Origin of the sequence: Chryseobacterium camelliae, from assembly GCF_002770595.1 — a bacterium.
Lineage (GTDB): Bacteria > Bacteroidota > Bacteroidia > Flavobacteriales > Weeksellaceae > Chryseobacterium > Chryseobacterium camelliae.
In genome coordinates this window covers 1,941,070-1,966,876 of record NZ_CP022986.1, presented here as the reverse complement: position 1 = coordinate 1,966,876, position 25,807 = coordinate 1,941,070, and the positions used below count along the sequence as shown (strand labels likewise).

Annotated in this window: 24 protein-coding genes and 1 tRNA gene; 8 read left to right on the top strand and 17 right to left on the bottom strand. The window is 41.5% G+C overall.

Annotated elements, in window-relative coordinates; genetic code table 11:
* Window positions 1-263: 263 nt before the first annotated feature.
* The gene (locus CGB83_RS08950) at window positions 264-641 is read left to right on the top strand and encodes a hypothetical protein (RefSeq protein WP_157761379.1); all 378 of its coding nucleotides are present in this window, start codon (window positions 264-266) and stop codon (window positions 639-641) included.
* Window positions 642-1,143: 502 nt separating this feature from the next.
* Here the strand turns inward: CGB83_RS08950 and CGB83_RS08945 are convergent.
* Both CGB83_RS08945 and CGB83_RS08940 read right to left on the bottom strand, forming a co-directional pair.
* The gene (locus CGB83_RS08945) at window positions 1,144-1,371 is read right to left on the bottom strand and encodes a glutathione synthase (RefSeq protein ID WP_100077552.1); all 228 of its coding nucleotides are present in this window, start codon (window positions 1,369-1,371) and stop codon (window positions 1,144-1,146) included.
* A 236-nt stretch (window positions 1,372-1,607) separates the two neighbouring features.
* Window positions 1,608-1,844 (bottom strand): hypothetical protein, encoded by a 237-nt coding sequence (locus tag CGB83_RS08940; protein ID WP_100075486.1) that lies wholly within the window; start codon window positions 1,842-1,844, stop codon window positions 1,608-1,610.
* Window positions 1,845-2,143: 299 nt separating this feature from the next.
* On the opposite strand from CGB83_RS08940, the gene CGB83_RS08935 reads away from it, so the two are divergent.
* Window positions 2,144-4,351, top strand: a complete 2,208-nt coding sequence (locus CGB83_RS08935; protein WP_100075485.1) for an ATP-binding protein — start codon at window positions 2,144-2,146, stop codon at window positions 4,349-4,351.
* Window positions 4,352-4,462: 111 nt separating this feature from the next.
* Here CGB83_RS08935 and CGB83_RS08930 read toward each other — a convergent pair whose 3' ends face one another.
* Window positions 4,463-4,915 carry a hypothetical protein gene (locus CGB83_RS08930; RefSeq protein WP_100075484.1) on the bottom strand — a complete coding sequence of 151 codons (453 nt, stop codon included), beginning with the start codon at window positions 4,913-4,915 and terminating at the stop codon, window positions 4,463-4,465.
* A 498-nt stretch (window positions 4,916-5,413) separates the two neighbouring features.
* Here CGB83_RS08930 and CGB83_RS08920 point away from each other — a divergent pair, with 498 nt between their 5' ends.
* Window positions 5,414-5,677 (top strand): SemiSWEET family transporter, encoded by a 264-nt coding sequence (locus tag CGB83_RS08920; RefSeq protein ID WP_249776159.1) that lies wholly within the window; start codon window positions 5,414-5,416, stop codon window positions 5,675-5,677.
* Window positions 5,678-5,721: 44 nt separating this feature from the next.
* Here CGB83_RS08920 and CGB83_RS08915 read toward each other — a convergent pair.
* The 4 genes from CGB83_RS08915 to folB all read right to left on the bottom strand — a co-directional run bounded on the left by CGB83_RS08915 (window position 5,722) and on the right by folB (window position 8,116).
* A tRNA-Cys gene (locus tag CGB83_RS08915) sits at window positions 5,722-5,792 on the bottom strand.
* Window positions 5,793-5,840: 48 nt separating this feature from the next.
* On the bottom strand, window positions 5,841-6,338 hold the full coding sequence (locus tag CGB83_RS08910) for an RDD family protein (protein ID WP_100075481.1): 498 nt from the start codon (window positions 6,336-6,338) through the stop codon (window positions 5,841-5,843).
* 17 nt (window positions 6,339-6,355) lie between these two features.
* Entirely contained in the window at window positions 6,356-7,747 is a 1,392-nt protein-coding gene (locus CGB83_RS08905; protein ID WP_100075480.1) for a DUF4403 family protein, read from the bottom strand.
* A gap of 6 nt (window positions 7,748-7,753) precedes the next feature.
* Entirely contained in the window at window positions 7,754-8,116 is a 363-nt protein-coding gene (gene folB, locus CGB83_RS08900; RefSeq protein WP_100075479.1) for a dihydroneopterin aldolase, read from the bottom strand.
* A 61-nt stretch (window positions 8,117-8,177) separates the two neighbouring features.
* Between folB and CGB83_RS08895 the strand changes: the two genes are divergently transcribed.
* Window positions 8,178-8,363, top strand: a complete 186-nt coding sequence (locus tag CGB83_RS08895) for a bacteriocin-like protein (protein ID WP_100075478.1) — start codon at window positions 8,178-8,180, stop codon at window positions 8,361-8,363.
* Window positions 8,364-8,559: 196 nt separating this feature from the next.
* Here CGB83_RS08895 and thrC read toward each other — a convergent pair whose 3' ends face one another.
* From thrC to CGB83_RS08860, 6 genes are all read right to left on the bottom strand, one after another.
* Window positions 8,560-9,864, bottom strand: coding sequence for a threonine synthase (thrC, locus tag CGB83_RS08890; protein ID WP_100075477.1), 1,305 nt, complete (start codon window positions 9,862-9,864; stop codon window positions 8,560-8,562).
* Between the two features lie 10 nt (window positions 9,865-9,874).
* Window positions 9,875-10,798 (bottom strand): homoserine kinase, encoded by a 924-nt coding sequence (locus CGB83_RS08885; RefSeq protein ID WP_100075476.1) that lies wholly within the window; start codon window positions 10,796-10,798, stop codon window positions 9,875-9,877.
* Between the two features lie 11 nt (window positions 10,799-10,809).
* Entirely contained in the window at window positions 10,810-13,260 is a 2,451-nt protein-coding gene (gene thrA / locus CGB83_RS08880; RefSeq protein ID WP_100075475.1) for a bifunctional aspartate kinase/homoserine dehydrogenase I, read from the bottom strand.
* A 333-nt stretch (window positions 13,261-13,593) separates the two neighbouring features.
* The gene (gene nadA, locus CGB83_RS08870) at window positions 13,594-14,613 is read right to left on the bottom strand and encodes a quinolinate synthase NadA (protein WP_100075473.1); all 1,020 of its coding nucleotides are present in this window, start codon (window positions 14,611-14,613) and stop codon (window positions 13,594-13,596) included.
* Between the two features lie 87 nt (window positions 14,614-14,700).
* Window positions 14,701-15,279 carry a guanylate kinase gene (gene gmk, locus CGB83_RS08865; RefSeq protein ID WP_100075472.1) on the bottom strand — a complete coding sequence of 193 codons (579 nt, stop codon included), beginning with the start codon at window positions 15,277-15,279 and terminating at the stop codon, window positions 14,701-14,703.
* Between the two features lie 63 nt (window positions 15,280-15,342).
* Window positions 15,343-16,200, bottom strand: coding sequence for a YicC/YloC family endoribonuclease (locus CGB83_RS08860; protein WP_100075471.1), 858 nt, complete (start codon window positions 16,198-16,200; stop codon window positions 15,343-15,345).
* Between the two features lie 94 nt (window positions 16,201-16,294).
* Here CGB83_RS08860 and miaA point away from each other — a divergent pair, with 94 nt between their 5' ends.
* The 3 genes from miaA (at window position 16,295) to CGB83_RS08850 (ending at window position 18,109) form a co-directional block, all read left to right on the top strand.
* Window positions 16,295-17,203 (top strand): tRNA (adenosine(37)-N6)-dimethylallyltransferase MiaA, encoded by a 909-nt coding sequence (gene miaA / locus CGB83_RS08855; RefSeq protein WP_100075470.1) that lies wholly within the window; start codon window positions 16,295-16,297, stop codon window positions 17,201-17,203.
* A 90-nt stretch (window positions 17,204-17,293) separates the two neighbouring features.
* A complete protein-coding gene (locus CGB83_RS20145) occupies window positions 17,294-17,464 on the top strand; it encodes a hypothetical protein (protein ID WP_157761378.1) in 171 nt (56 codons plus the stop codon).
* Between the two features lie 36 nt (window positions 17,465-17,500).
* Window positions 17,501-18,109 carry a hypothetical protein gene (locus tag CGB83_RS08850; protein WP_228420144.1) on the top strand — a complete coding sequence of 203 codons (609 nt, stop codon included), beginning with the start codon at window positions 17,501-17,503 and terminating at the stop codon, window positions 18,107-18,109.
* Between the two features lie 95 nt (window positions 18,110-18,204).
* On the opposite strand, the gene CGB83_RS08845 is transcribed toward CGB83_RS08850, so the two are convergent.
* From CGB83_RS08845 to CGB83_RS08830, 4 genes are all read right to left on the bottom strand, one after another.
* Window positions 18,205-19,617, bottom strand: a complete 1,413-nt coding sequence (locus tag CGB83_RS08845; RefSeq protein WP_100075469.1) for an efflux transporter outer membrane subunit — start codon at window positions 19,615-19,617, stop codon at window positions 18,205-18,207.
* Window positions 19,618-19,716: 99 nt separating this feature from the next.
* On the bottom strand, window positions 19,717-22,887 hold the full coding sequence (locus CGB83_RS08840) for an efflux RND transporter permease subunit (protein WP_100075468.1): 3,171 nt from the start codon (window positions 22,885-22,887) through the stop codon (window positions 19,717-19,719).
* Between the two features lie 43 nt (window positions 22,888-22,930).
* Complete coding sequence (locus tag CGB83_RS08835) at window positions 22,931-24,091, bottom strand: efflux RND transporter periplasmic adaptor subunit (protein WP_100075467.1); 1,161 nt, start codon at window positions 24,089-24,091, stop codon at window positions 22,931-22,933.
* 229 nt (window positions 24,092-24,320) lie between these two features.
* Entirely contained in the window at window positions 24,321-24,917 is a 597-nt protein-coding gene (locus CGB83_RS08830) for a TetR/AcrR family transcriptional regulator (RefSeq protein WP_100075466.1), read from the bottom strand.
* 152 nt (window positions 24,918-25,069) lie between these two features.
* Between CGB83_RS08830 and CGB83_RS08825 the strand changes: the two genes are divergently transcribed.
* Window positions 25,070-25,624, top strand: a complete 555-nt coding sequence (locus CGB83_RS08825) for a thioredoxin family protein (protein ID WP_100075465.1) — start codon at window positions 25,070-25,072, stop codon at window positions 25,622-25,624.
* Window positions 25,625-25,807: the final 183 nt, after the last annotated feature.

The following is a 25,807-nucleotide window of genomic DNA, read 5'->3' as shown; positions in this document are numbered from 1 at the left end:
CATTTAATTATGTATATCATGCATCTCAATGCATAACTTTATAAGGCTTAATTAAGCCGGACAAGTTCTATTCAGGACTTCTGAATAGTTTTTTTTCATCATTTGTGTTTTTATGGCCTCCAGAAATGGAGGCCATTTTATATTAATCAATATTCTTATCCATGATTATGATTTCAAACATATTACGGTAAATTTTTAGTTTATAATTTTGAGATATATTGAAAAATTAAATATTCAATATTCAATCACTTAAAAATTATTATATGAAAAAGTTAGTGTTACTAATGGCCGTAGCAGGTCTTTTTGCTGTAAGCTGCAAGAAGCAGGAGGTACAGAATGATAACAATACCATGAGCGATTCCATGAGCACAGGATCTATGTCTGATTCTGCCGGTACAATGAATACCATGCCAATGGATACTACAGCAACCGTGAGAGACAGCAGCATGAATCAGAATAATACTTCTCCTCAAGGTTCGCAGGGTGCTCAGGGGACACAAGGTACTCAGGGAACACAGGGACAGGGTAGCCAGGGAAGCCAGGGTGGTGCACAAGGTGCTCAGAACGGCAGAGCAACACAAAACAGCACAACCAATGCTGCAAATTCTGCTCCTACGGCTTCCGAGTCAGGGACAAGATAATATTTTAGACCCCCATATATATCCCCTTCCATTATCAGACTCCTCGAAAGAGGAGTTTCTTTTTTTACAGGTATGAGATCATGTACCAGGCTTAAAATAATTCTTTTTCTGTGGTTATGACCATGGTCATAAAATTGTGGTATTCGCTTTATTATCTTTGTTATAGAATTAATTGATAGATAAATAGATAATTTACTTCTGTATAGAAAAAATTTTTTTTTCATCATTTGTGTTTTTGGGGTCTTCTTTATGAAGATCCTTTTTTTTATTTTTTAAGGATAGTTCTTCTGATGCTATTCTGGAATTCTGTGATTTATACCATTTACATCTATGAAATAAAGAAGGAATATGATCTGAATCATGTTTCCCGGATAATAGATTGAATAACTTTGATATAGAATCAATCCATTTATATTTTCATCTTTATTTTCTTAACAACAAAACTTCCCGTCATGCGGGAAGTTTATGTATTTATTTATGAATGAAAAAAGGCATGACGCCATTAATCCTCATATATTAGCCTTCCCTCAAAAGGCTTACTCCAACGGATAAACATACTGTCATCAACTCTGGTCATTTCGGGTTGTATCACTTCATATTCTCCGTTTTCATTTTTCTTTTCTACAATAAGATTAGCGCCTATACCGACTTCACCGATGTGGTATTCGATTTCATATTCATTATTGCTGTTCTTTACAAAATCTTCTTTCGTGAAAATTCTTTGTGGCATGTGTTTGTTTTTATAGTTGTTATATATCTTAAGGATGATTTCCCTGAATAAATTTATGGGCCATGCCTGATAAGGCATAATGTTTGCTGATCAGAGGTCACACCAGATACTTTAATATAATTACTATCCTGTTCACAGGATCCCTTATTCATCCCCGTTATAGACGGGGATTATTTTTTTCAGTATAAAATATTCTCCTCAACTCTTTAATCCGGAAATACATTTTCAACTGATTTCTATTCTGATTCTTCCGGCTCTTTCCGGAAACTTACCACTTCATAATTGTCATCGGTGCAATATTTTTTACAGCTTGCATCGTCAAAAGCTTCAGGGTCCTTACAAAAGTCATCAATATATTTCTGGCTTTCATCCGTATTGGCAGGAACAATGATGATGTGGTAATCCCGGATGATGGATTCATGCGCATTTTCAACAGATTCCTTCTTATGCGCCACTGCTTCATTATATTTCATAAATAATATGTTTTAGGTATCATTATTTAACCAAAATATATGCCTGTCTGACCGAATATTTTTTATTTGTTGATAATATGGAGAAATATAATTTTTATATGGTTTCAAAACATTCTGAGGAATTAAAGCCTATCATTCGGCTTCAAAAAATATTCTAATAATAAGTTCTGGAAGTTAATAATATTTATTTTTTTTCATAAGAATATTAGCTTACTTTTACACAAATTTTAACTCCTGTAAATAGCCTGTAATTTGCCTATGTATAGCCCGGTTAGAAAGATTTAACACTCATTTTCAGAATGAATATTACCAATTGCAATGAAATAGAAATTTATAACCCCGGCTTTATACAGGATTTCGGTTATCTGATCGGAATTGATGCAGAAAGCAAGATTATTAATTTTTACAGCGAAAATATATCGGATCTTTTTCCGGTGGACGAAACCGTTTTACAGAAAAGTATTTATGACCTGGCCTGTTTTTCATCTGTTGTAAACAGCCCGCAGTTTTATGATGTAGACCGCAACAGTAAGGAAGAAATCAAAAACAGCGATAAGATTGAAATCAATGGCAGGGAATACCATATCAGTGTATATAAATACAAAGATATCCTATTCATAGAGCTTGAAAAATGTTTGCTGAACGGCTTGTCCAACAGTTCCCTTCTTAAAGGGATTAAAAACCTGCCTTCCCTGAAAAAGGGGAAAGATATCTGGAAAGCATTGGTGAAAAATATCTGTCAGATCACCGGTTATGACCGGGTAATGGTTTACAAATTCAATAGTGATGGCAGCGGAAAGGTAGTGGCTGAAGAAAAGCTTGCCACCATGGAGAGCTATATGCATCTTCATTATCCTGAAAGTGACATCCCGAAACAGGCGAGGGCTTTATACCTGAAGAACCATAAAAGGATCCTCAGTGATATCAATGCGACGCCGGTGAAAATCATCAGCCAGGTAAAAACGGTGGATCTTACCTACTCCGGGGTCAGAGCCATCTCTCCGATTCACATTGAATACCTTAAAAACGGAGGGATTTCTTCGAGCTTCAGCGTTTCCATTATTATCGATAACGAATTATGGGGACTGGTTACCTGCCACAGCACACAGCCGAAACATATTGACCTGGATAACAGGATCCTTGCAGAAATTGCAACTTTTATTGCTTCCAATGCTTACTCGTCTTATCAGGCTAAAAAAGCATCCAGATATGAAACTGCGCTGAATACAATCTGCTACAATCTTAAAAAAGAGCTTTTGAAATTCACCACGATCAAGGATTCACTGATCAACAATGTGGAAAATATCCGGAATGTTTCTGAAACGGACGGATTCGCTGTCATTGCAGATAATATGGTAAAATCTTATGGCAAGGTTCCGAATGAAAACATCATCCTGAGGATTTATCAATGGGCGGTACAGAATATTGAAGATAAGACGTATTTCGACGATTCATTCTATAAAACGTATCAGGCATCACTGGGACTTGATAAAAACTGCTGTGGCGTAGCTTTAGCTTTTATCAACAAACAGAACGGGCATCTCCTGATATGGTTCCGCCAGGAATTCAAGGATCACATCTCCTGGGCCGGAAAAGATAAAAAGGAGATTGAGACTTTAAATTTCTACAATGAGCAGAAGCTGGTATATTCGCCCAGGAAATCTTTTCAGGTATTTTATGAGGAAATATCAGATAAATCTCATTACTGGTCCAGTAAAGACAGGCTGAGAATCAATAAAATCAGAGATCTTGTTAATCACACCATGCAGGAACAGCTGCATAACATCAGTAGGATGAATGAAGAACTGACCAAGATTAATGAAGAACTGAATCGAATTAATGATGAACTGGACAGTTATTCCCATACCATTTCGCATGATCTGGCTACACCGCTTACGGTAATGAAGCTGAACGTGCAGATGATGGCCAGGCACAATACGGATGAGTATAATATCAAAAAAATACAGAATGTTCTGAGTGAAATTGATAATATGTCCGGAATGATGTCCAATGTACTGAGGCTGAGCAGGCTGAAATATTCGGAGTACATATTTGAGAATGTAGATCCTACAGGGATCATAGAAAAAGCATGTACGGATGCTAAGCTCTCATACAATGAAAATGCAGCAATAACCGTACGTAATATTTATCCGGTTACCGGAGAAAAAAGCCTGATCACCCAGGTATTTCAGAATATCATTACGAATGCCGTTAAATATTCTTCACAAAAAGAAAGTGCGGAGATCACCGTAGATTCATCTTACGACGGGAGTTACATTCTTTATACCATATCGGATAACGGGATTGGAATTCCTTATCGGTCAAAAGAAGATGTGTTTAAGATCTTTCAGAGAATGGATAATACGAGATCTTTTCTCGGTAGCGGAGTGGGGCTTTCAATCGTTAAGAATATCATGAAAAAACTCAGTGGAAATGTAGACTTTGAAAGTGTTGAAAGCCAGGGAACAACCTTTTTCCTGCGTTTCCCGGCTGTTAAAAGTGCATAATCAATAGGGAGAATAATCAAATATATTTTGTATATCCCAAAATATTAAAACCTCAGTTTTGCTGAGGTTTTTATTTTTAATGGGAGACAGAGACATCTTCTTGTTAAATAACTATTTAACTTTTCTCAGGTTCCGGGACATTTGACCCGGATGCCTCATGTTATTTCTTATGGGAGCAATACCATGAAAGGTATTGTAAGTATGATAAAGATCTGTAAAATAATAGTCGGCATCGGTTCTCTGATGATCATACCAGGAAACCGAATCAGCGCCTATATATTCTTCTGACGCATACGCTGGCTGAAGATGGGCCGTGTCTTTCTGACACCGGCAATACAAATGATCATTTTGCGTATGTTGCTGAAGCGTAATTACTCTTTCATCCGTATTTTCCAGATTTTTAATGGTCTCAAATGTATCATGATCCAAAGTGAACCAAGGTTCTCCATGATAAAAGAAATGATCGATAATATCTGGATGATTGATATATTTTTTCTCTACAGGAGTTGCTGATGAATATCCCTGACACTGGGTACAGTATGCGACTTTAATTTTTATATTCATAATTCATGATTTTAGGCGTGTAGCTTATTTATATCAGAAGTTGTGCCAGAAATATAGTCTGCGGAGGCTAAATTTTATTATTTTCTTAAGACTCGGGGAATCATAATCATAAAAAATTCATAAAACCTTTTCATGTACTGTTTCACAAAGGAAATAATTAATATCTTTGCCCCCGATTCTCATGTTTAATTGAGTTTTCATGGTTATTAGTTTTTGATCCCCGGAGATATCCGGGGATTTTGTTTTTGTTGAAGGCTTTAGACCAGATGGTATCATTTGGTGATATGAAAATTGAAATTAAAACACCTGCATAAAAGTTTACCTTTATAAAGAAATACCAGTAAATCCTTCTCTCTTCTTTGATCTTGGATTTGATCTTTGATTGATTGCAGAAAATGCTCTTCAGCTGTCCCCTATAGCTTATCATAAAATTTAACTGTAAATCAAAGCTATATTTCATGGCACAATAATTTCACATAATGTCGCTTAAACAAAAGCATCATGAATGAAAAATTAATGCAAGTGTTGGGCTGGGTCGCTACGGTCACGGCAATGGCGATGTATTTTTCCTATATTCCGCAAATCAGCGGTAATCTGAAAGGAGATAAAGGAGACTGGCTTCAGCCTCTGGTGGCCGGAATCAATTGTAGTCTCTGGGTAATTTATGGACTTATTAAAAAGCCTAAAAAAGACTGGCCGATTGTTGTGGCGAATAGCCCGGGGATATTCTTTGGATTCTTTGCCTTTGCCACTGCCTTATAATTAAAAAACCTCTACAATCTGAATCAGATGATAGAGGCTTTAAGAGGTACCTAGCGGATTCGAACCGCTGTAGATGGTGTTGCAGACCACTGCCTAGCCACTCGGCCAAAGTACCGTTTTGAGGTGTGCAAATATAGCGAAATTTATTAATAAACAAAAAAATCTACGCAATTTCTTTCTGTCCGATACGGTTGATATCGTCTTTTGCCTGTCTTTCAGAGATATAATTTGACCAGTTAATAACCCGTGTATCGCTGAAGCTGTCGTGCCATCCTTCGCGTCCGAAAAAAGAAAGCGGCTCAAAGGGAATCACCCTGTACAGGCTTCTGTATAAAATCTGTTTTCTGTCAGGTTGTTGTCCGTCAACACTGATTACTCTTGTTCCGGTTACATATTTTCCGGGTGTCATACCCTGGGTGTTATATTCCCAAAGGAAAAAATAAATGAAGGCTACCACCGCACCAATGAAGGTATCCCATAAAAAGCCGCCATTGTTATAGAAGTAAAAGAACCATATGGAGGTAAAGCCATACAGAAAGCCGGAAATAAAGGTTAAGATCACATGGATGATCATGATTACAATCGTATCAATAAGGTTGTTGATAAAACGTGTTCCTAACGACGCTTTATTCCGGTCGACAATCAGTAAATATTTTCTCATGGTTATAGTTGACTATTTTATATTCCGTTAATGGTTAATTGTAAGGAGGCACTGATATCAATGACAGCGGTCATGCCTGAAGGGCTCAGCAGGATAATTCCCGGCCGCAGGTTCATGACTTTCCCGGACATCTTTATTCCTTTGTAGTATTCTGTGTTAAAAGCCTGTTCAATACTTTTCCTGGCAGTAGTTTCCATTTCCTGGGTAGGAATTCCGTATTCGTTTTCAATGGTTTTTATGATCTGCCCTTTGAACAGCAGGGTTGCTGTTTTCTGGAGGATATTGGATGTTCTGAGATTGAATTTTGTCCCGGTTAAAATGATTTTATGTTTACCCGGATCATAAACCGGAATTCCGGAAATGAATACTTTTCCTTTGATATACCCTTCTGTTTCCGCTTCTATCATCACCCTGTCTTCTGCATTGTACACCTGTATGTTTTTGATTTTTACGGATGATCCCCTGATATCAAATTCCTTATTCAGAAATAAGTTGCGGGCCATTTCCGTTGCAGAAGCATAAGGGATATTGGCAGTGGTCTGGAGCAGGAATCGGTCAGCCAGTGACGGGGCGGAATTAAAATCCGGCACTGTTCTGATCAACGGTGCTGACTGAGGTTTTTCCCCGGTGAAGGTTTCAGAATAAACTGTTACTCCGATATTGGTATTGATCTGATTGGCAAAAAACTGCAGTGGAGTAGTGGTAACATGTACGGGACTTATTTTAAGCCAGGTATGGTACTCCTCAGAAATGTTGAACGGCTGTGAAAAAGCGTTCCATGCCATCATGACGTACTGCTGGAAATTCAGCTGGCCGGCAACCTGCTTATCGATGGTTTCACAGAATTTTTCCTGCTGTTCCTTAAGGCTTTTTTCTACTAATGAAGTGATCGGGATCTTGATTCTTCCATAGTCCAGCACCGGTTTCACAACCCAGCGGAAACCGTTAGGCTGTGTTTTTGTATCGAGTGTCCAGTTGTTTCTGAACTGCAGGCTCATATTGAAAGACATGACTGTCTCAAAAGTCGTATTCTGATAGGTATATATTCCCAGGGTCCCGATGCCTTTTTCAGCCCATATTTTTAATGGGACTTCAATGAGGATATTATTGTTTGTTCCTCCTACCAGCCGTATCGGGCGGGTTTTCCAAACTTTTACTTTAAACTGGTCATTCTGATTATCGGTGTAGGAATCATCTTCATAGATCAGGTCCTTTACCGAGGCGTTGATCATATTGCTGATGCCGGCAAGCGGAATGGTGACAGGCATGGTAATCCCGGATTTAATCTTCGGGAATTGGTAGGTATCCAACTGCCGGTCCGGACCCGTTTGTCCGGATACAGATAGAAAAGCAAACAGAAATGCAAGTACTGTAAACGTAAATCCTGAATTTTTAAAACAGATCCTCATTTTTATTTACGGTTTGAACATCTTATCAAGCTCTATGGATGCTCCCTTCATTTCTCCCTGCATCGGCGGGCTGGTCTTGGTGATTTTTATTTTAATATAGTCGATCTGGGAAAACCTTTCATGAATCCTGTCGATAATCCTGCCGGCGACATGTTCAAGAAGTTTGGAAGGGATAGCCATCTCATCATGGATGATGCTGTTGATTTCTGCATAGCTTACCGTATCATTCAGGTCATCGGATTCCGAAGCTTTCCACAGGTCTGTGTGGAGTTCTGCATTGATAATATAATACGTCCCAACACTGTTTTCCTCCGGAAGAACACCGTGGTAGGCGTATATTTTGACATCTTCAAGAAATATTCTGCTCATAGGTATGCTTGTGAATCACAAAAATACTATATTTATAAAGCAAAATAAAAAATAAATCAATATGAAAAATCTGAAAAAATTAAACAGAGCGAATCTGAAAAGCATTAATGGAGGTGCTAATTGCAACTTTGCGTGTCCTGAAGGACCATACGGACCTGGATTTCCTAAATCTTGTGCCGATTTTAATGCATTGCCTCAATGCTGCAAGTCCAAAGTCCTGGTAAGTGCAGACTGTTTTGAGCAGTAAAAAATGAAAAAAGTCCGTTTCACAACTAGTGTAAACGGACTTTTTTTTTATGATTCTTCTCGACCTCCTGTCGGAAAATGGTTTCATACAGGCAATTCTCAACCCACATCATTGAGTTGTGATACTAACTCTTTTTATAAGTAAGATTGATCAGTTTAAAAGATTTCAAAGACCATTAATTTTTGAGATTATGTTTTCATCTTCTGCCCAGCAAAAACTTTTTCAATGCTTTAAATTCTGGTTCTATCTCAAAGCTTTTCTTTTCTTTTTTCATCAGTTCGGCCAGGCTCTCAGGCAAAGGTATTTTTGTATGTACTGCCTTTTCTACTGTACCTGAGAATTTCACAGGATGGGCGGTTGCCAAAATCAGACCTTTTTTACCCGGGTTTTCTGCCAGGTATTCTTTAAGCGCGGTATAAGCTATGGCACTGTGAGGTTCAAGTACATATTGATATTTCTGATATACCTCCTTAATCGTTTGCAGCGTCTTTTCATCATTGACAGAACTTCCGATGATCTTTTTCTTTATATTGTCAAACCGATGGTGAAAGAGTTCCAGGATCCGTACAAAATTACTCGGATGGCTTACATCCATGGCATTGGAAAGAGTGGCTACGGTATCTTTGAATTTCAGTTCCTGAGTTTTTAAATACTTTGGAATGATATCATTTTCATTGCAGGCTGCAATAAATTGTTCTGCCGGCATTCCCCTGAAGTGAGCCAGTAATCCTGCACAGAGGTTTCCGAAATTTCCGCTCGGAACGCTGATCACCGGATCTGTTGTTTCGGTTTTCCGCCACTGTTTTAATGCCAGAAGATAATAGATCTGCTGAGGAAGCCATCTGGCCACATTGATGGAATTGGCAGAAGTCAGCAATAGCTGTGCATTAATTTCTTCATCTGCGAAAGCCTGTTTTACCATGGACTGGCAGTCATCGAAACTGCCGTTAACTTCCAAAGCATGAATATTTTCGCCAAGCGCAGTCAGTTGTTGTTCCTGGACATCACTGACCCTGTTTTTCGGATATAAAATGACCACTTCAATACCCGAGGTCTTTAGAAAGCCATTTGCTACCGCCCCTCCCGTATCTCCGGAAGTAGCCACCAATACAGTCACTTTCTTATTTTTACCGTTCAGGAAATAGGAGAGGCAACGGCTCATAAACCGTGCTCCCACATCTTTAAATGCCAGGGTAGGACCGTGGAAAAGTTCCAGGACATACATCCGGTCATTGATTGGCTTTAATGGAATCTCAAAATTGATGGTTTCCGCAATAATTTGCCGGAGGACGTCAGAAGGGATTTCTTCTCCCGTAAAATCTTTCATGCACTGGAAGGCAATTTCCGCATCTGAAAACTGATCCAGGCTTTCCATAAATTCCGGATTGAACTTTGGGATATGCTCAGGGAAGAATAAGCCTTTTTCTCTGCCCTGACTTCTGATCAGAGCCGTTTTAAAGTTGACAACCTCCTTTTTATCTTTTAAATTATAGTACTTCATAATGTTATTTTTAATCTTTAATGATCCGGATCCCGGATGGATTTACTCTGGAAACATACACCAGGCTTTCAATGCTTATACTGTCGTAAGCAGATTTCATGATCTCAGCAATAGTATGGGAAACTTTTTCTTCTTCTGAAAACATGAAGACGGAAGGCCCGGAACCGGAAATTCCCCCGCCCAGAGCTCCGGCATGTAAACTTTTCTGCTTGATCTCGTCAAACTTCGGGATCAGGATGCTTCTTACAGGCTCTATGATCACATCATTCAGGCTTCTTCTGATCAGGGCATGATCATAATTCTGAATTCCGGCTACCAGTCCGGCAATATTTCCCCATTGCTGTATGGCATCCTTCAGGGGGATGGTTTTCTTTAGAATTTCCCGGGCATCGGAAGTCTTTACTTCAACCTGCGGATGAACGGCAGTTACCCATAAATCGGGTGCATTCAGCAGAATAATATCCACCGGGTCAGAAGATTTTACCAAAGTGATCCCTCCATATATGCAGGGAGCGATATTGTCGGCATGGCGGGCTCCCGAAGCCAGTTTCTCTCCAAACATCGCGTAGTATACCATTTCTTCCTTCGTCAGGATATTTCCCAGCAACAGATTGGCCCCGACCACGGCTCCGGCGGCGCTTGCCGCGCTGGAGCCGAGCCCGCTTCCCGGTTTTATCTTTTTATGGATGATTACTTCGAAGCCGTACTTCAGTTTCAGATGTTCCATGATTTTAAGCAGGACGATGCCTGCAACATTTTCAGCCGGCTCTTCCGGTAATCCGAATGCATCCGTGTGCCTGATGATAATTTCGGGGGTTTCCAGCCGTCTTATTTCCATGTCATCCGCGGGCTCATCAATCGCCATTCCCAGGATATCAAATCCGCATACCAGGTTGGCAATGGTGGCAGGAACTTTTAATCTTACTTTTTCCATATTCTCTTGTGTTAAACGGAACGTACAACATCTGCAAATACACCGCTGGCCGTAACATCTGCTCCTGCTCCTGCACCTTTGACCACCAATGGCTGGTCAGAATACCTGAGGGTTTTAAAGATGACAATGTTATCCTTTCCGTACAGATGGAAAAGATCGCTTTCAGGCGCAATGTGCTGTAGTCCTACTTTAGCTTTTCCGTTACTGAACTCAGCAACATATTTTAAGATTTTCTTATTGTTTTTAGCATTGTATAGCAACATTTTAAAGTGGTCCTCATGTTTGGACAGTGCGCTGTAAAAATCTTCTACATTACCATGCATGCATTCTTCGGGAAGGAAGCTTTCGTTTTCAATATCATCAAACTCTAATGCATATCCCGCTTCCCTTGCCAGGATCAGTATCTTCCTGGCTACATCGGTTCCAGCCAGGTCCAGGCGCGGGTCCGGTTCTGTATAGCCTTCTGCCTGTGCCTGTGCTACAATCTCAGAAAATGTCCGCGTGCCATCATAATGATTAAAAACAAAATTCAGTGTGCCGCTTAAGACCGCCTGGATTGAAAGAATCTGGTCTCCGCTCCTCATCAGGTCATTGATGGTACCGATAACCGGAAGCCCTGCTCCCACATTGGTTTCAAAAAAGAACTTGCAGCTGTGGTTTCTCGCCGTTAATTTCAAATGTCTGTAATGCTCAAGGGAAGAGGATGCGGCAATTTTGTTGCATGCTATAATATTCACACTTTTTTTCAGGAGTTCTTCATAGATCTCCGGAACTTCTGGACTGGCCGTAACATCAACGAATACAGAATTCCTAAGGTTACGGGAAATTATTTCGGCAGCAAATTTTCCGGCAGAAGCTTCCTGTCCGCTTTCATGCATCAGGGATAATTCATGTTCGGAAATTCCTTTTTCCGAGAAGAGCATTTTGCGGCTGTTGCAGACTCCGGCAATCCTCAGGTTCATGAGCAGGTTTTCCTTCAGATACTCATTCTGGGCATACATCTGCCGGATCAGTTTTTTCCCGACATTTCCTGTTCCGCAGAGATACAGATGAACTTGTTTAATAATAGATTCAAAAAATTCTTCATGCATGACATTCAAGGCTTTTTTAACATCTGCTTCCGCAATAACAATACTGATGTTTTTCTCTGAAGAGCCCTGTGCGATAGCCCTGATGTTGATTCCATTATTACCCAGGCAGCCGAACATTTTTGCACTCACGCCACTTTTGCTTTTCATGTTTTCTCCTACCAGTGCCACGATGGCAAGTCCGGTCTCGATCATTAACGGTTCCACCCTTTTAAGCTGAAGGTCATCTTTAAATGAGGCATGGACCGCATATTGTGCATTATCTATATCTTTTTCACTGATTGCAACCGTGATGGAATGCTCTGATGAACTCTGGGTGATAAGGATGACATTGATGTTTTCATTGCTTAAGCACTTAAACAGCCTTGCTGAAATTCCAGGAATTCCGATCATTCCGCTGCCTTCAAGTGTTAACAGTGCAATCCGGCTCATGTTTGAAATACCCACGGCAAATTCCTGCTTTTCATCATCAGCTTTTTCTGTATGATGGCAGACCAGCGTCCCGGCTGCTTCGGGTTCAAAAGTATTTTTAATCCTGAGGCTGATGTTTTTCGCCATGACCGGCTGGAGCGTAGGCGGATACAATACTTTTGCCCCAAAATGGGAAAGTTCCATTGCTTCCGCATATGAAATCCGGGAAATAGGTTTTGCCGTGGAAACCAGCCTGGGATCAGCAGTCATCATTCCGCTGACATCGGTCCAGATCTGAAGTTCCTCCGCATTTGCGGCAGAAGCAATGATAGAGGCTGTATAATCTGAACCACCTCTTCCTAAAGTGGTGGGATTGCCTTTTCCGTCACGGGCTACAAACCCGGGAGCAATGACAACCTGATGCGGATGTGTATGAAAGAATTCTTTCAGGTTTTGTTCCGTGGCATCAAAATCTACTTTTGCATGGGTAAAATTGCTGTTGGTGATAATGCATCCGGCAGCATTCATCCAGGTCACATCCAATCCTTCCGATTGGAGCCGGGCAGCGATAATGTTGGAGGAAAGAAATTCCCCGTATGAAGTGATTTTATCTTTGATCCTTCCGGTAAATTCACCTAAAGCATAGATTCCGTTGCAGAGGTCTTCAATGGTATTGAACTGTTTTTTTACAAAACTCAGCCATGAACTCTGTTCGAGCACCGGGATCAGTTCTTTTACAAGTTTCAGATGCCTTTCTTCCAGTCCTTTAATGATGTTCAGGTAATTTGCATCATTTTGGGAAGCGGATTCTGCTGCCTGTATCAGTTGATCCGTTACTCCGTGAAGTGCAGAAACAACAACGACGATTTGGTTTTTGAGGGATTCTTTTTTTATGATATGTCCGACTTTTACGATATTTTCAGCATTGGCGACTGAAGTTCCGCCAAATTTTAAAACTTTCATGATGTGTGATTTAAATGATAGAAAAATGAAATTTTACTCTTCAGAAAAAAGAGTACATGCCTGTGGATGATATGTGAAAATGTACCCCGTTATGGGGTAGTAATCGTTGTTGTAGCAATAATGGAAACAAGAGATACTTCCGGGATAAGGAAATCCGGAGCAGAAATATCAGTTATGTTTCTTGAAAAATTCATACTTGCTTATGCAAATCTACAAATTATTTTGAAACCGCAATGGAAATCCTTGTGAATGTATCATGCTTTGCTGATATAAACTGCGTAGAGCAATAGGAGTAAAAAAGAAAGCACTGAGGAAACAGTGCTTTACAATTATTTATTTGATGCTTTTTGAAAGATCGAGCATGGCTTCAATCGGTTTCAGGGCTTTTAATCTGAGTTCTTCATCTATAATGATTTCCGGAAGCTCATATTTCATGCACAGATAAAGCTTCTGCATCGTATTGCGTTTCATATAGAAACATTCTGAGCAGTTGCAGCTTTCATCAAAAACCAGTGCAGGAATCAGTGTTTTATGTGGTGCCCGCTTTTTCATTTCATGAAGGATGCCTTCTTCCGTAGCAATAATGAATTCCTGGCAGTCTTCTTTTTCCACATAATTCAGCAGGGCAGAGGTAGAACCGATGAAATGCGCCAGCTTTAATACGGCTTCTTCACTTTCCGGGTGGGCAATCAGTTTTGCGTCGGGGTTGTCTGCTAACTGTTTTGCAATCCTTTCCATTGAAAATGCTTCGTGAACAATGCAGCTGCCGTCCCAAAGGATCATATCGCGGCCGGTTTTCTGGGAAAGGTATCTTCCAAGGTTTTTATCGGGTGCAAAAATGATCGGGCGGTCCTTAGGCAGGGCTTCAATAACGGTTTCTGCGTTGGAGCTGGTCACAATAATATCGCTTTCAGCCTTGGTTTCCGCATTACAGTTGATGTAGGTGGCTACCAGTGCATCAGGATACTGCTCACGCATTTTCCTTAATCCTTCTCCCGAACATCCGTCGGCCAGCGAACATCCTGCCATGGTATCCGGAAGCACTACTTTTTTGGTAGGATTTAGGATTTTAGCAGCTTCAGCCATGAAATGAACTCCGCAGAAGACGATCATATCGGCATCCGTATCTTTTGCCTGTCGGGCAAGTTGCAGGGAATCACCGAGAAAGTCGGCGATATCCTGGATGTCTCCGGGCTGATAATAATGAGCGAGGATCACGGCATTCTTTTCCTTTTTAAGTTCCAGAATAGCTTTTACCAGTTCGTCTCCTTCCGGAATGACAAAATCTTTTATATCTAAAAATCCCTTTACCGGAATGGCAGATTTAGCTTTTTCTAATGTTTCGGTACTCATATCCACTTAATGTTTTGTTAATCAGAAGGTAGTGATTTGAATTGAAAAGTGGTGATTTATCCTGTTAAATTTCACCTCTCGGATTCTTTAAAGCCCAGCCTCTGATGATGCTATAAAATTCCTTATTAAAAGTTCTGTTTCTTTTTTTGCTTTTTCCAGATCATCGTTGACCACAATTGTGTCAAACTGATCGGCGTAGGACATTTCCTCTTCGGATTTTTCGATCCTGATCCTTATGGTCTCCGCATCATCCGTATCCCTGGAGATCAGCCGTCTTTCAAGCTCTTCAATGCTCGGAGGTTTGATGAATATGGACAATGCCTGTTCTCCAAAATATTTTTTCAGGGAAACCCCGCCCTTTACATCTACATCAAAAATAACTACTTTTCCCATGTTCCATATCTTTTCCACTTCAGATTTCAACGTTCCGTAATACTTGTCTGTGTATACCTCTTCATATTCCACAAAAGCATCTTCTGCAATCTTCTGCCTGAATTCATCCGGCGAAAGAAAATGATAATCTACTGCATGTACCTCGCTTCCTCTGGGCTTGCGTGTAGTGCATGATATGGAAAACTGGAGTTCTGAAATGGTTTCCAGGGCATGTTTGACCAATGTGGTTTTACCGCTTCCGGAAGGGGCTGAAAATATAATGACCTTATTCATGAATGATAAGAGAAAATTGATAATTAATGTATGTGAACTTTCACTTTTGACCTGATATTTATTTTATAAAACATTCAGGGTCTGCTCCTTAATTTTTTCAAGATCGTCTTTCATCATCACCACGAGTTTCTGGATGGCTGCATGATTGGCTTTGGAACCCAAGGTGTTGATCTCCCTGCCGATTTCCTGTGAAATGAAGCCCAGCTTCTTACCGTTAAAGTCTTCGTTGTCCATTACTTCCTGATAGTATTTAAGGTGCTGCGCAAGACGTACCTTTTCTTCGGAAATGTCCAGTTTTTCCGTAAAGTAAGCCATTTCCTGGTAAAAACGGGTCTCGTCCACATTCTCGAATTCTTTAAGCGACTTCTGGTACCGCTCTTTTACGCTGTTAATACGCTCTTCTTCAAAAGGAACCACCTCAGAAAGGTACCGGTCGATATTCTGTAAGTTCCTTTCCAGTTCCTCATGCAGGATTTTGCCTTCCGCTTTCCGGAATTCTTCAAACTTATTGACTGCACCATGAACGATACCGGCCAGATTTTCCCATTCCCCTTCAGTAAGTTCGTCAGGTCTTGAGGTGATGGCATCGGGAAAACGTACGGCCATTTTCAGGTATTCGAAATCGGGTCCGTCAGAAGCAACAGTGCGCAGTTCCGCAATGTAAGAGTCAATAAGGTTTTTATTGATTTTTACGTCCGTGGTTTCCTGAAGGTTCTCTACGGTAACGTAGCAGTCTACCTTTCCGCGGATGATACGGTCGTTAAGGATTTTCCTGATTTCAAACTCTTTTTCCTTATAGCGTAACGGAACTTTAATATTCAGGTCGAAGCTTTTGCTGTTCAGGGATTTGATATCTACGGAGATTTTTTTTCCTTCAAAAACACCTTCGGCTCTACCAAAGCCGGTCATGGATAAAATCATACTTTTCTATTGTTGTACAAAGATAAACATTTAAATTAGCACGGTGAAATCTGTACAGATTCTATCTGGCAGATATAATAATGAACGTGAACGGATGAAAAATTTGATTTCTGTAGTAGGCCCCACGGGAATTGGTAAGACGAGGCTGGCAATTGACCTGGCAAAACATTTCGGGACTGAAATCATTTCCTGCGACTCCAGGCAGTTTTTTAGGGAAATGAAAATCGGTACGGCATCTCCTTCTGAGCAGGAACTGTCAGAGGCGGTGCATCACTTTATAGGCAATCTTTCCATTCAGGATTATTATTCTATCGGGCAGTACGAACACGACGCTTTACAGAAACTCCAGGAACTTTTTCTCTCTCACGATACCGTTATCCTGGTCGGTGGCAGCATGATGTATGAAAAAGCTGTACTGGAAGGATTGAATGACCTTCCGGAAGCTGATGAGGAAAACCAGGAAAAACTGCGGGTCATTCTTGAAAATGAGGGTATCGAAAAACTTCAGGAGATACTGAAAGACCTGGACCCTGCCTATTTTGAAGTGGTGGACATCCATAACCACAGGAGGCTCCTGCGTGCTATAGACGTTATCTGGCAGACCCAGACGAAATATTCTGATCTCATCTCCGCTTCTCAGGCCTCAAGGGACTTTAACGTAATCCGTATCGGAATTGAGGCTCCCCGGGAAGCTTTATATGAAAGGATCAATAAAAGAGTGGACATCATGATGGAAAACGGCCTCCTGGAAGAAGCCAAGAGGCTGGAAGATTTCAAACATCTGACCGCACTGAATACTGTGGGCTATTCTGAGCTCTTTAAATATTTTAACGAGGAATGGGAGCTGGATTTTGCCGTTTCCGAGATCAAAAAAAACAGCCGGAGGTACGCAAAACGCCAGCTGACCTGGTACCGCAAAGCGGATGATATTTATTACCTGCCATTAGGATATGGACCAAGTGATTTTGATTGGCTAATTGAAGGGATTAAGAAAGTTCTATAAGATATATAACGATTTGATTATTATTGTATTGTTTTTTATTTTTAGAATATGTTACTTTGTATATAGCAATTAAAATTTCAAAAAATACATATGGAAACTGATCAAATAAAATTATTGAAAGCACTCGCTAAAAATATTAAGACTAAGAAAAAAGATAGGGCTAAGGTTATGATATCCTTACAATCTGCAAAAATACTTAACAAAAATGAGGATTTTACTAGAGCATATGGCAATCTTCAGAGGTTTATTACAGAGAAATAACTTTTTAAGTTGATTTACAATAGTAGACCTAATCTAATGATCGGATTCCATGGATGTGATGAATCTATTCGTGATGAGTTAGTTATGTCTCCAAATAAAGTCAAAAAAAGTCAAGAAAAGTTTGATTGGCTTGGTCATGGGTTTTACGTTTGGGAAAATAATTACGAAAGAGCTCTAAAGTGGTCAGAAGACAAATTTAGTCGTGGAGAGATTACTAAACCTTCCATACTTGGCGTAGTTTACCAATTAGATTATTGTCTTGATTTCACAGATTCTAAATTTATAGATATCCTTTGTATATACTATGAATTATTTAAGGAGGATATAGAATTTGCAGGAAAAAAACTTCCAAAAAATAAGGACGTGAAGAAAGATGAGCATAAAGATTTACTTTTGAGGGAATTAGATTGTGCTGTAATTGAATATCTGCATCAAAAAATAGAAGATGGAATTAAAAGTGATGAAGATAAAAAAGGCTTTAGTAAGATAAGAAGATTCGATACTTCAAGAGGTATTTTTACTGAAGGTGGTCCTGCATACGAAGGAGCTGGTATACAAACTAAAAATCATATCCAAATTTGTATTAGAAACTTAAATTGTATTAAAGGGTTTTTTATCCCACGAGAAGAAATTAAGTTTCCTTAAATCTTCTACATTTTTTATTCTATAAGTTTATAAAAAATGCGGCCCCGGAAGGCCACACTTTCTAACAATATAATCAATAGTTTTTGATGCGTTCATTATTTCCATCCGCCGCCTAGGGCCCGGTACAGATCGACAATGCTGCTCAGGCGCTGTCTTTTTACGGATGCCAGATTCAATTCAGCCTGCAGGGAATTTCCCTGTGCGGTAATGACTTCAAGGTAATTGGCCATTCCTCCTTTATAAAGCATTTCGGCGCTTTTGATCCCATCTTTGAGGGTAGTCACCTGTTCCGATGCTTTCTGTTCCTGGATCTTCAGGCTTTCATTGGATACCAGGGCATCAGAAACTTCACCTACCGCATTTAAAACCGACTGCCGGAAGGCCAGTACATTTCTCTCTCTCTGGATTTTAGCGACATTCAGGTCTGTTTTCAACTGCCTCTTCTGGAAAATAGGCTGGGTAAGCCCTCCCAAAACCGAACCGAACAGGGATGCCGGCATCTGGAACCAGTTGTCAAATTTAAATGAATTGACGCCACCGTTTGCAGTAATCCTCAGTGCAGGATACATATTGGCCTGGGCAATGCCTACCATGGCATTGGATTCCAGCACAGCCAGTTCCTGACGGCGTACATCCGGACGGCGGCTCACCATTGCAGCAGGCAACCCAGCAGAAATATGCTGGGGCAGGGAAGTATCGGACATTTCAAGCGTCCTGTTAACTTTTCCCGGATTTTCACCTACCAGGATGCTCAGTGCGTTCTCCTGAATGGCAATATTCTGCTCGAGCTGGGCAATTAGAAACTCTGTAGACTGTTTCTGGGCAGTAGCCTGCTGGACGCCCAGAGAAGTCGTATCACCGCTCTGCCACATTTTTTCTGTGATGGAAAGCGTATTCCGGCTCAGTTCCAGATTGGATTGTGCAATCTGTAACTGTTTGTCCAGCATCAGCAGGTTGTAATAACCTTGTGCAATGGCCGCAACCACCTGGGTCTGGATAGCCTTGGTCGCTTCATAGGTCTGAAGGTACTGCATTCTGGATACTTCCTGCTGGTTTTTGATTTTCCCCCATATGTCCGCTTCCCAGGAAAGGTTGAAAGCGGCGTTGTAATCTTCCACATGGTTCTGGCCCAGGAACAGGTTCAGGCTCTGGCCGTTCATGCTGTTCTTTGAAGGCTTTGAAATCTGTGCAGCAACACCGAATCCGATATCCGGATACTGAAGGTATCTGGCCTGCATCAGCCGCTCCTGTGAAGAAGCGACCTGCTGTAAGGCAATCTGCAGGTCGTAGTTATGTTGGATGCCCTTTTCAATAAGTTTCTGGAGGACCGGATCACTGAAAAACTCTCTCCATTGAAGGTTCGCAATACTTGCGGTATCCGCTGTAGCCGTATACTGGAACTGTTCGGGAAGATGGGTCTCCGGCTCTTTAAAAGCCAGTTTAGACACACATGAAACAGATCCCAATGCCACTGCAAATGTTATAATGATATTTTTTACTTTTTTCATAATGTTACATAGTTTAGTATGGTTTTATCCCGAAATATCCTGATGATGATTGACGGCTTACTATTTTTACAAATCGTTTCCTGCCTGTCATAAACAGTCTCAGTTAGCTGCAGCCAGCAGTTTCTGTCGTTGAAGCTTTTTCTTTTTTCTGCTCGGCATTTTTTCGTGCAGGTACTGGAAGATCACATACATTACAGGAATGATAAAAATCCCCAGGACTACTCCGGTAAACATTCCGCCTACTGTACTGATGCCGATGGAGTGATTCCCCTTCGCGGCGGCTCCCTGCGTCCATACCAGCGGAAGCATACCGATAATAAAAGCGAATGAGGTCATCAGGATCGGTCTCAGACGGAGCCTGGATGCCTGTAACGCAGATTCAATCAATGTTTTTCCCGCCTTTCTCCTCTGGACGGCAAATTCCACGATCAGGATGGCATTCTTAGCCAGTAATCCGACCAGCATGATCAGTCCGACCTGAACATAAATATTATTATCAATCCCGGCTAAGCCCGTAAAAGCAAAGACTCCGAAGATTCCCGTAGGAACGGTAAGGATCACAGCAAACGGCAGGATATAGCTTTCGTACTGCGCCGCCAGCAGGAAATACACGAACAGGATGCTCAGCAGGAATACAAATGCAGTCTGTCCTCCGGTCTTGATTTCTTCACGCGTAATACCGGTCCATTCATAACCGTAGCCTCTCGGCAGGGACTGCTGTGCTACTTCTTCCACAGCTTTGATGGCATCCCCGGTACTGTAGCCGGGTTTTGGGGTTCCGTTGATCGTCACTGCGTTAAACAGATTGTTTCTGGTAACGGTTTCCGGGCCAAAGGTCCTTTGCAGGGTTACCAGGGTTTTTACCGGTACCATTTCACCCATGTTGTTCTTCACATAGATGCCTTCCAGGGAATTGGCATCCGTACGGTAGGGAATATCTGCCTGAGCCATGACCCGGTAATATTTTCCGAAACGGTTAAAATCCGATACAAAGCTGCTTCCGTAATAGATCTGCATCGTCTGCATCAGTTCCGTTACCGAAACGCCCAGCTGGTTGGCTTTATCCGCATCCACATCAATGGTGTACTGAGGGTTCCCGGCGGCATATGTCGTAAAGGCAAATGCGATTTCCGGACGTTTCATCAGTTCACCGATGAAAGCCTGCGTAGTTTTGCCCAGCTGCTCAAAAGACCCGTTTGTTTTATCCTGAAGCATGAACTCAAAGCCGGAAACATTCCCGAAGCCCTGAACCGTAGGGAAGTTGAAGAAGAAGGCGCTGGCGTCTTTTACCTGGCTTACCTTACCGGTCAGCGCAGCCGCAATCTGGTCCGGATCTTTCATTTCGCCGCGGTCTTCATAATCTTTAAGTTTAATGAAACCTGCTGAATATGGTGAAGCATTGGCATTGCTGATAAAGTTGAGGCCGTCGGCAACCCAGAGGTGATTGGTTGCCTTTTCCCCTTTTACAATTGCGTCGATCTGTTCCGTAGCCCTATGCGTCCTTTCCAGTGAACTTCCGGGAGGCGTATTTACGGCATACAGGACAAATCCCTGGTCTTCGGTGGGAATAAACCCTGAAGGTGCCTTCCTGATCAGGAATACGCTTGCTAAAGTAATGAGCGCAAGGCCTCCTACAGCAACCCATTTATTTTTGATCAGGAATTTAAGGCTGTAGATGTATTTGTTGGTCATCTTATTGAAGCTGGTATTGAATGCCCTGAAAAACCTGGCTCCGAAGCCTTTTTTGTTTCCGTGGCCTTCACTGCCGTGCTCAGGATCGTTCAGAATCAGGGCGCATAAAGCAGGACTTAACGTTAAAGCGTTCACCGCTGAAATCATAATTGCAATAACCAGGGTAAATGCAAACTGACGATAAAAGACTCCTGCCGGGCCCTGCATGAATCCTACGGGAATAAATACGGCACACATCACGAGGGTGATCGAAATAATGGCTCCGGAAATTTCGCTCATCGAATGCGTAGTCGCCTGGTCTACCGGCATTCTGGTGTGTTCCATTTTAGAATGGACGGCCTCTACCACGACAATGGCATCATCTACCACAATGCCGATCGCCAGAACCAAAGCAAACAGGGTCAGCATATTGATGCTGAAACCAAACAGCTGGAGGAAGAAGAAAGTACCGATAATAGCTACCGGAACCGCAATGGCGGGGATTAAAGTGGACCTGAAATCCTGAAGGAAAATATACACCACAATAAATACCAGGATGAATGCAATCACCAGCGTTTCCACAACCTGATGGATGGATGCATCCAGGAAATCTTTGGAATTATACATGATGATCGGCTTTACTCCCTTAGGCAGTGTGGTAGAAAACTGGTCTACCTGCTTTTCAATTTCAGTCAGGATATCATTAGCGTTGGATCCTGCCGTCTGCAGAATAGCAAAACCGGACACCGGTTTCCCATCCACTCTGTTGGCCGCAGTATAAGTATAGGAACCGAATTCCACTCTTGCCACATCTTTCAGCCTCAGGGAAGATCCGTCATTATTCGCTTTAATCGTGATATTTTCGTAGTCTTCGTTTTTATTCAGTTTCCCCTTGTATTTAAGGATGTATTCATAAGTTTCCTTGCTTCCCTGCCCGAGGCGGCCCGGTGCGGCTTCCAGGTTGTGGTCCCTCACTGCGGCCAGAACTTCCTGAGGTGACAGGTTGTTGGCAGCCAATCGGTCCGGCTTCAACCAGATCCTCATAGAGTAATCCCTCGTCCCGAATACCTGTGCCTGGGCTACACCCGGGATACGCTGGATCTGGGGAATGATGTTGATCTTCATATAATTCTGAAGGAAAAGCTCATCATACTGTTTAGGGTCATCACTGGTTAAACCCATAAACATAATCATGCTGTTCTGCACTTTCTGGGTAGAAATTCCGGCCTGCACCACTTCCTGCGGAAGCTGGCTCATGGCTTTCGATACCCGGTTCTGTACATTAACGGCAGCATTGTCTGCATCTGAACCCTGCTTAAAGAATACGCTGAGCGTCATCGTACCGTCATTGCTGGAGTTGGAAGTCATGTACGTCATGTTTTCCACACCGTTTACGGCTTCTTCAATGGGCGTTGCCACTGAACGGGCCACAACTTCCGCATTGGCGCCGGGGTAAAATGCAGTTACCTGAACGCTGGGCGGGGCAATATCCGGAAAAAGGGTAATCGGAAGATTGAATACCGACAGCGCCCCCAGCAGCAGCAGGATAATGGAGATGACGGTTGAAAGTACCGGTCTTTCTATAAATTGTTTTAACATGGGATGGTTTAATTTTTTAATGTTGTTGAAGCTTAGAAAAGGCCTACAAAGGTTTAGCCTTCAGCAGGCTGTCAGAAGAAACTGGTTTTTGCTTGATCAAAACGCCGTCCTTCAGGTTGCCGATGCCGGTGAATACAATTTTGTCCCCTTTGGCCAGCCCTTCTGAAATGAAATAATAGCTTTCTGTTTTTCCTGATATTTTTACAGGTGTTCCATTCACTTTCCCGTCTTTTCCTACTACGTATACATAGGTTTTGTCCTGGATTTCGAACGTGGATTCCTGAGGGATCACTACAGCGTTGGAAAACAGCTGAGGCATCCGAATTCTTCCGGTATTTCCAGTCCTGAGAACCCCGTTTGGATTAGGAAAAACTGCCCGTACGCTGATGGCTCCGGTAGATCTATCAAACTGTCCGTCAACAATTTTCATCACACCTCGCTGAGGATATAGGCTGTTATCGGCAATAATCAGGTCTACCATCGGCATGTTTTTAAGCTTTTCCTCAAGAGTTGCTCCTGCATAAGTTTTCTGGAAACCGATGAAATCCAGTTCGCTCAGTGAGAAATAAGCATAGATTTCACTGATGTCCGAAAGGAGCGTTAGAGGATGAGCATCATTCCTGGAAATCAGGCTTCCCTTTTTGTACTGTATTCTCCCGATGTATCCGCTAACCGGAGCGGTAATGGTAGTAAACCCTACGTTGATCCTTGCACCGCCAACCGATGCTTTGGCCTGGGAAGCCGCGGCAACGGCAGCAGCATAATTGGCTTTGGCAGTTCTCAGCTGGACATCGGAAACCACTTTGGCAGCAACCAACGGCTCCAGGCGGTCGACCTCTACTTTAGCCTTCTGGATATTGGCATTGGCAACCTGCAGGTTAGCCTGTGCCATATGCATCTGTTCACCGTACGCCCGTGAGTCTATTTTAAACAGAGGCTGTCCGGCTCTGACATAGGCACCTTCTTCCACATAGATTTTATCAAGGTAACCGTCTACCTGAGATCTGATTTCAACATTGTTTTTGCCCTCCAGCGCAGTAGGAAATTCCTGGTAAACGGTAGCAGGTGAAGTAATAACAGTATATACCGGTAATTCGGGTGGAGGTGGTGCGGCGGCAGTGTTCTCTGCTGCTTTCGTGCAGCTCTGCAAAAGAATAATACCGGATAAGAGAAGAATGATCCTGGTTTTTACAGATTGTTTCATAATAAGTTCAGGGTTTTTAATGTATGTTATGGATTATAATAGTGTGTCTTATTAATTGAATGTTAATTTACCTAACGGTGTTAAGTAATAACTAAAAAAATAATAGAGGAAATAGTTATGTGATTGAATGCTTCATAATGGACAGTAAATAAATAATATCGATATATAATCAGTATTTAAATTGTATGTTAATATTCCTAACGGTGTTAATTTAAAATTCAAAAAAAAATTACAATGACTTTATGAAAGCTGAAACGGTTTCATCAAGGGTTGTCTTATTCATGGTGGATGGAATATCTCCATTACGCATCATCATAATGGAAATCAATCCGTGTACTGCTGAAAACAGGGCGTGGGAAGAGTTACAGGCACTTTCAGGATTGGAGCCTTTTTTCTGTATGATTTCAAAAGTACAGTCATAAAGCATATCCTGGAAAGAAGAAACCTCCTGTTTCATCTGGCCTTTGCCGCAGCACTGCATCCCAACACCAAACATCAGCTGGTAATATTCCTTGTTTTTAAAAGCAAAATTCCAGTAGGCATCCACAACGGCAGTCAGCTGCTCTTCCGGGGTTTCGAACCGATCTTTAGCTTTGATCAGTTCTTTATGCAATAAATTAAACCCTTTCAGAGAAATGTCGAATAAAATGGCTTCCTTATTTTCAAAATAATCATAGACTACAGGTGCACTGTACTCAATAGCGTCAGCAATCTTCCTGATCGACAGAGCGCCCCAGCCTTCGGTTTTAGCCAAAGAAAAAGCCGCATCCAGAATATTGGCGCGTATAGATTCTTTTTCCCGTTGACGGCGTTCGTGTAAGCCCATAATGATTTACTAACAGTGTTAGCAAAACTACTAACTTTTTAATACAGCCTCCAAATAAATTTTAAATTTTAACAGTTCGCAATATGTTAAAACCTTCTACAAATGCAATTACTGAAAGAAATTTTTATCTTTGCTGATAAATAAATTAAGATATGGATACGCCCTCAAATATGGTGGAATTAGGTACCAAAGCACCTTTTTTCGAACTTCCCAACCCATCTGCAACCAATGAATTACAGTCTCTTGATGAGCTGAAAGGAGAGAAAGGGACACTGATTATCTTCATGTGCAACCATTGTCCGTTCGTCCTTCATGTGATTGACAAGCTGAATGAACTGTACGAAGATTATCAGGAAAAAGGAATAGAATTCATCGCTATCAACGCGAATGATGCAGAAAAATATCCTGCTGATTCCCCTGAAAAGATGATCGAATTCCAGATCGAAAGAAGATTTGATTTCCCGTACTTATATGACGAAAGCCAGGCTGTAGCGAAAGCATACGATGCTGCCTGTACTCCGGATTTTTACTTCTTCGATGAAAAGCTGGACCTGATCTACAGAGGACAGATGGATGATTCCAGACCGGGGAATCATAAAGAAGTAACCGGCGAAGACCTGATCATCGCTTTTGAAAACCTGCTGTCCGGAGAACCGCAGGAAGAAATCCAAAGGCCAAGCATGGGATGTAATATCAAGTGGAAATAACAGGTTTCATTTCTAAGCTTACAGGCTGCCCGGAAAATCGGGCAGCCTTTTTTAATCCATAATTTACCGGCACGTTGCCAACACTTATCCACACCCTTATCCACACCGGATTGTGGATAAATATTTAAAAAAATACTGATGGATTAAATTAATGTAATATTTTGATATTCAATGATTTGTTAC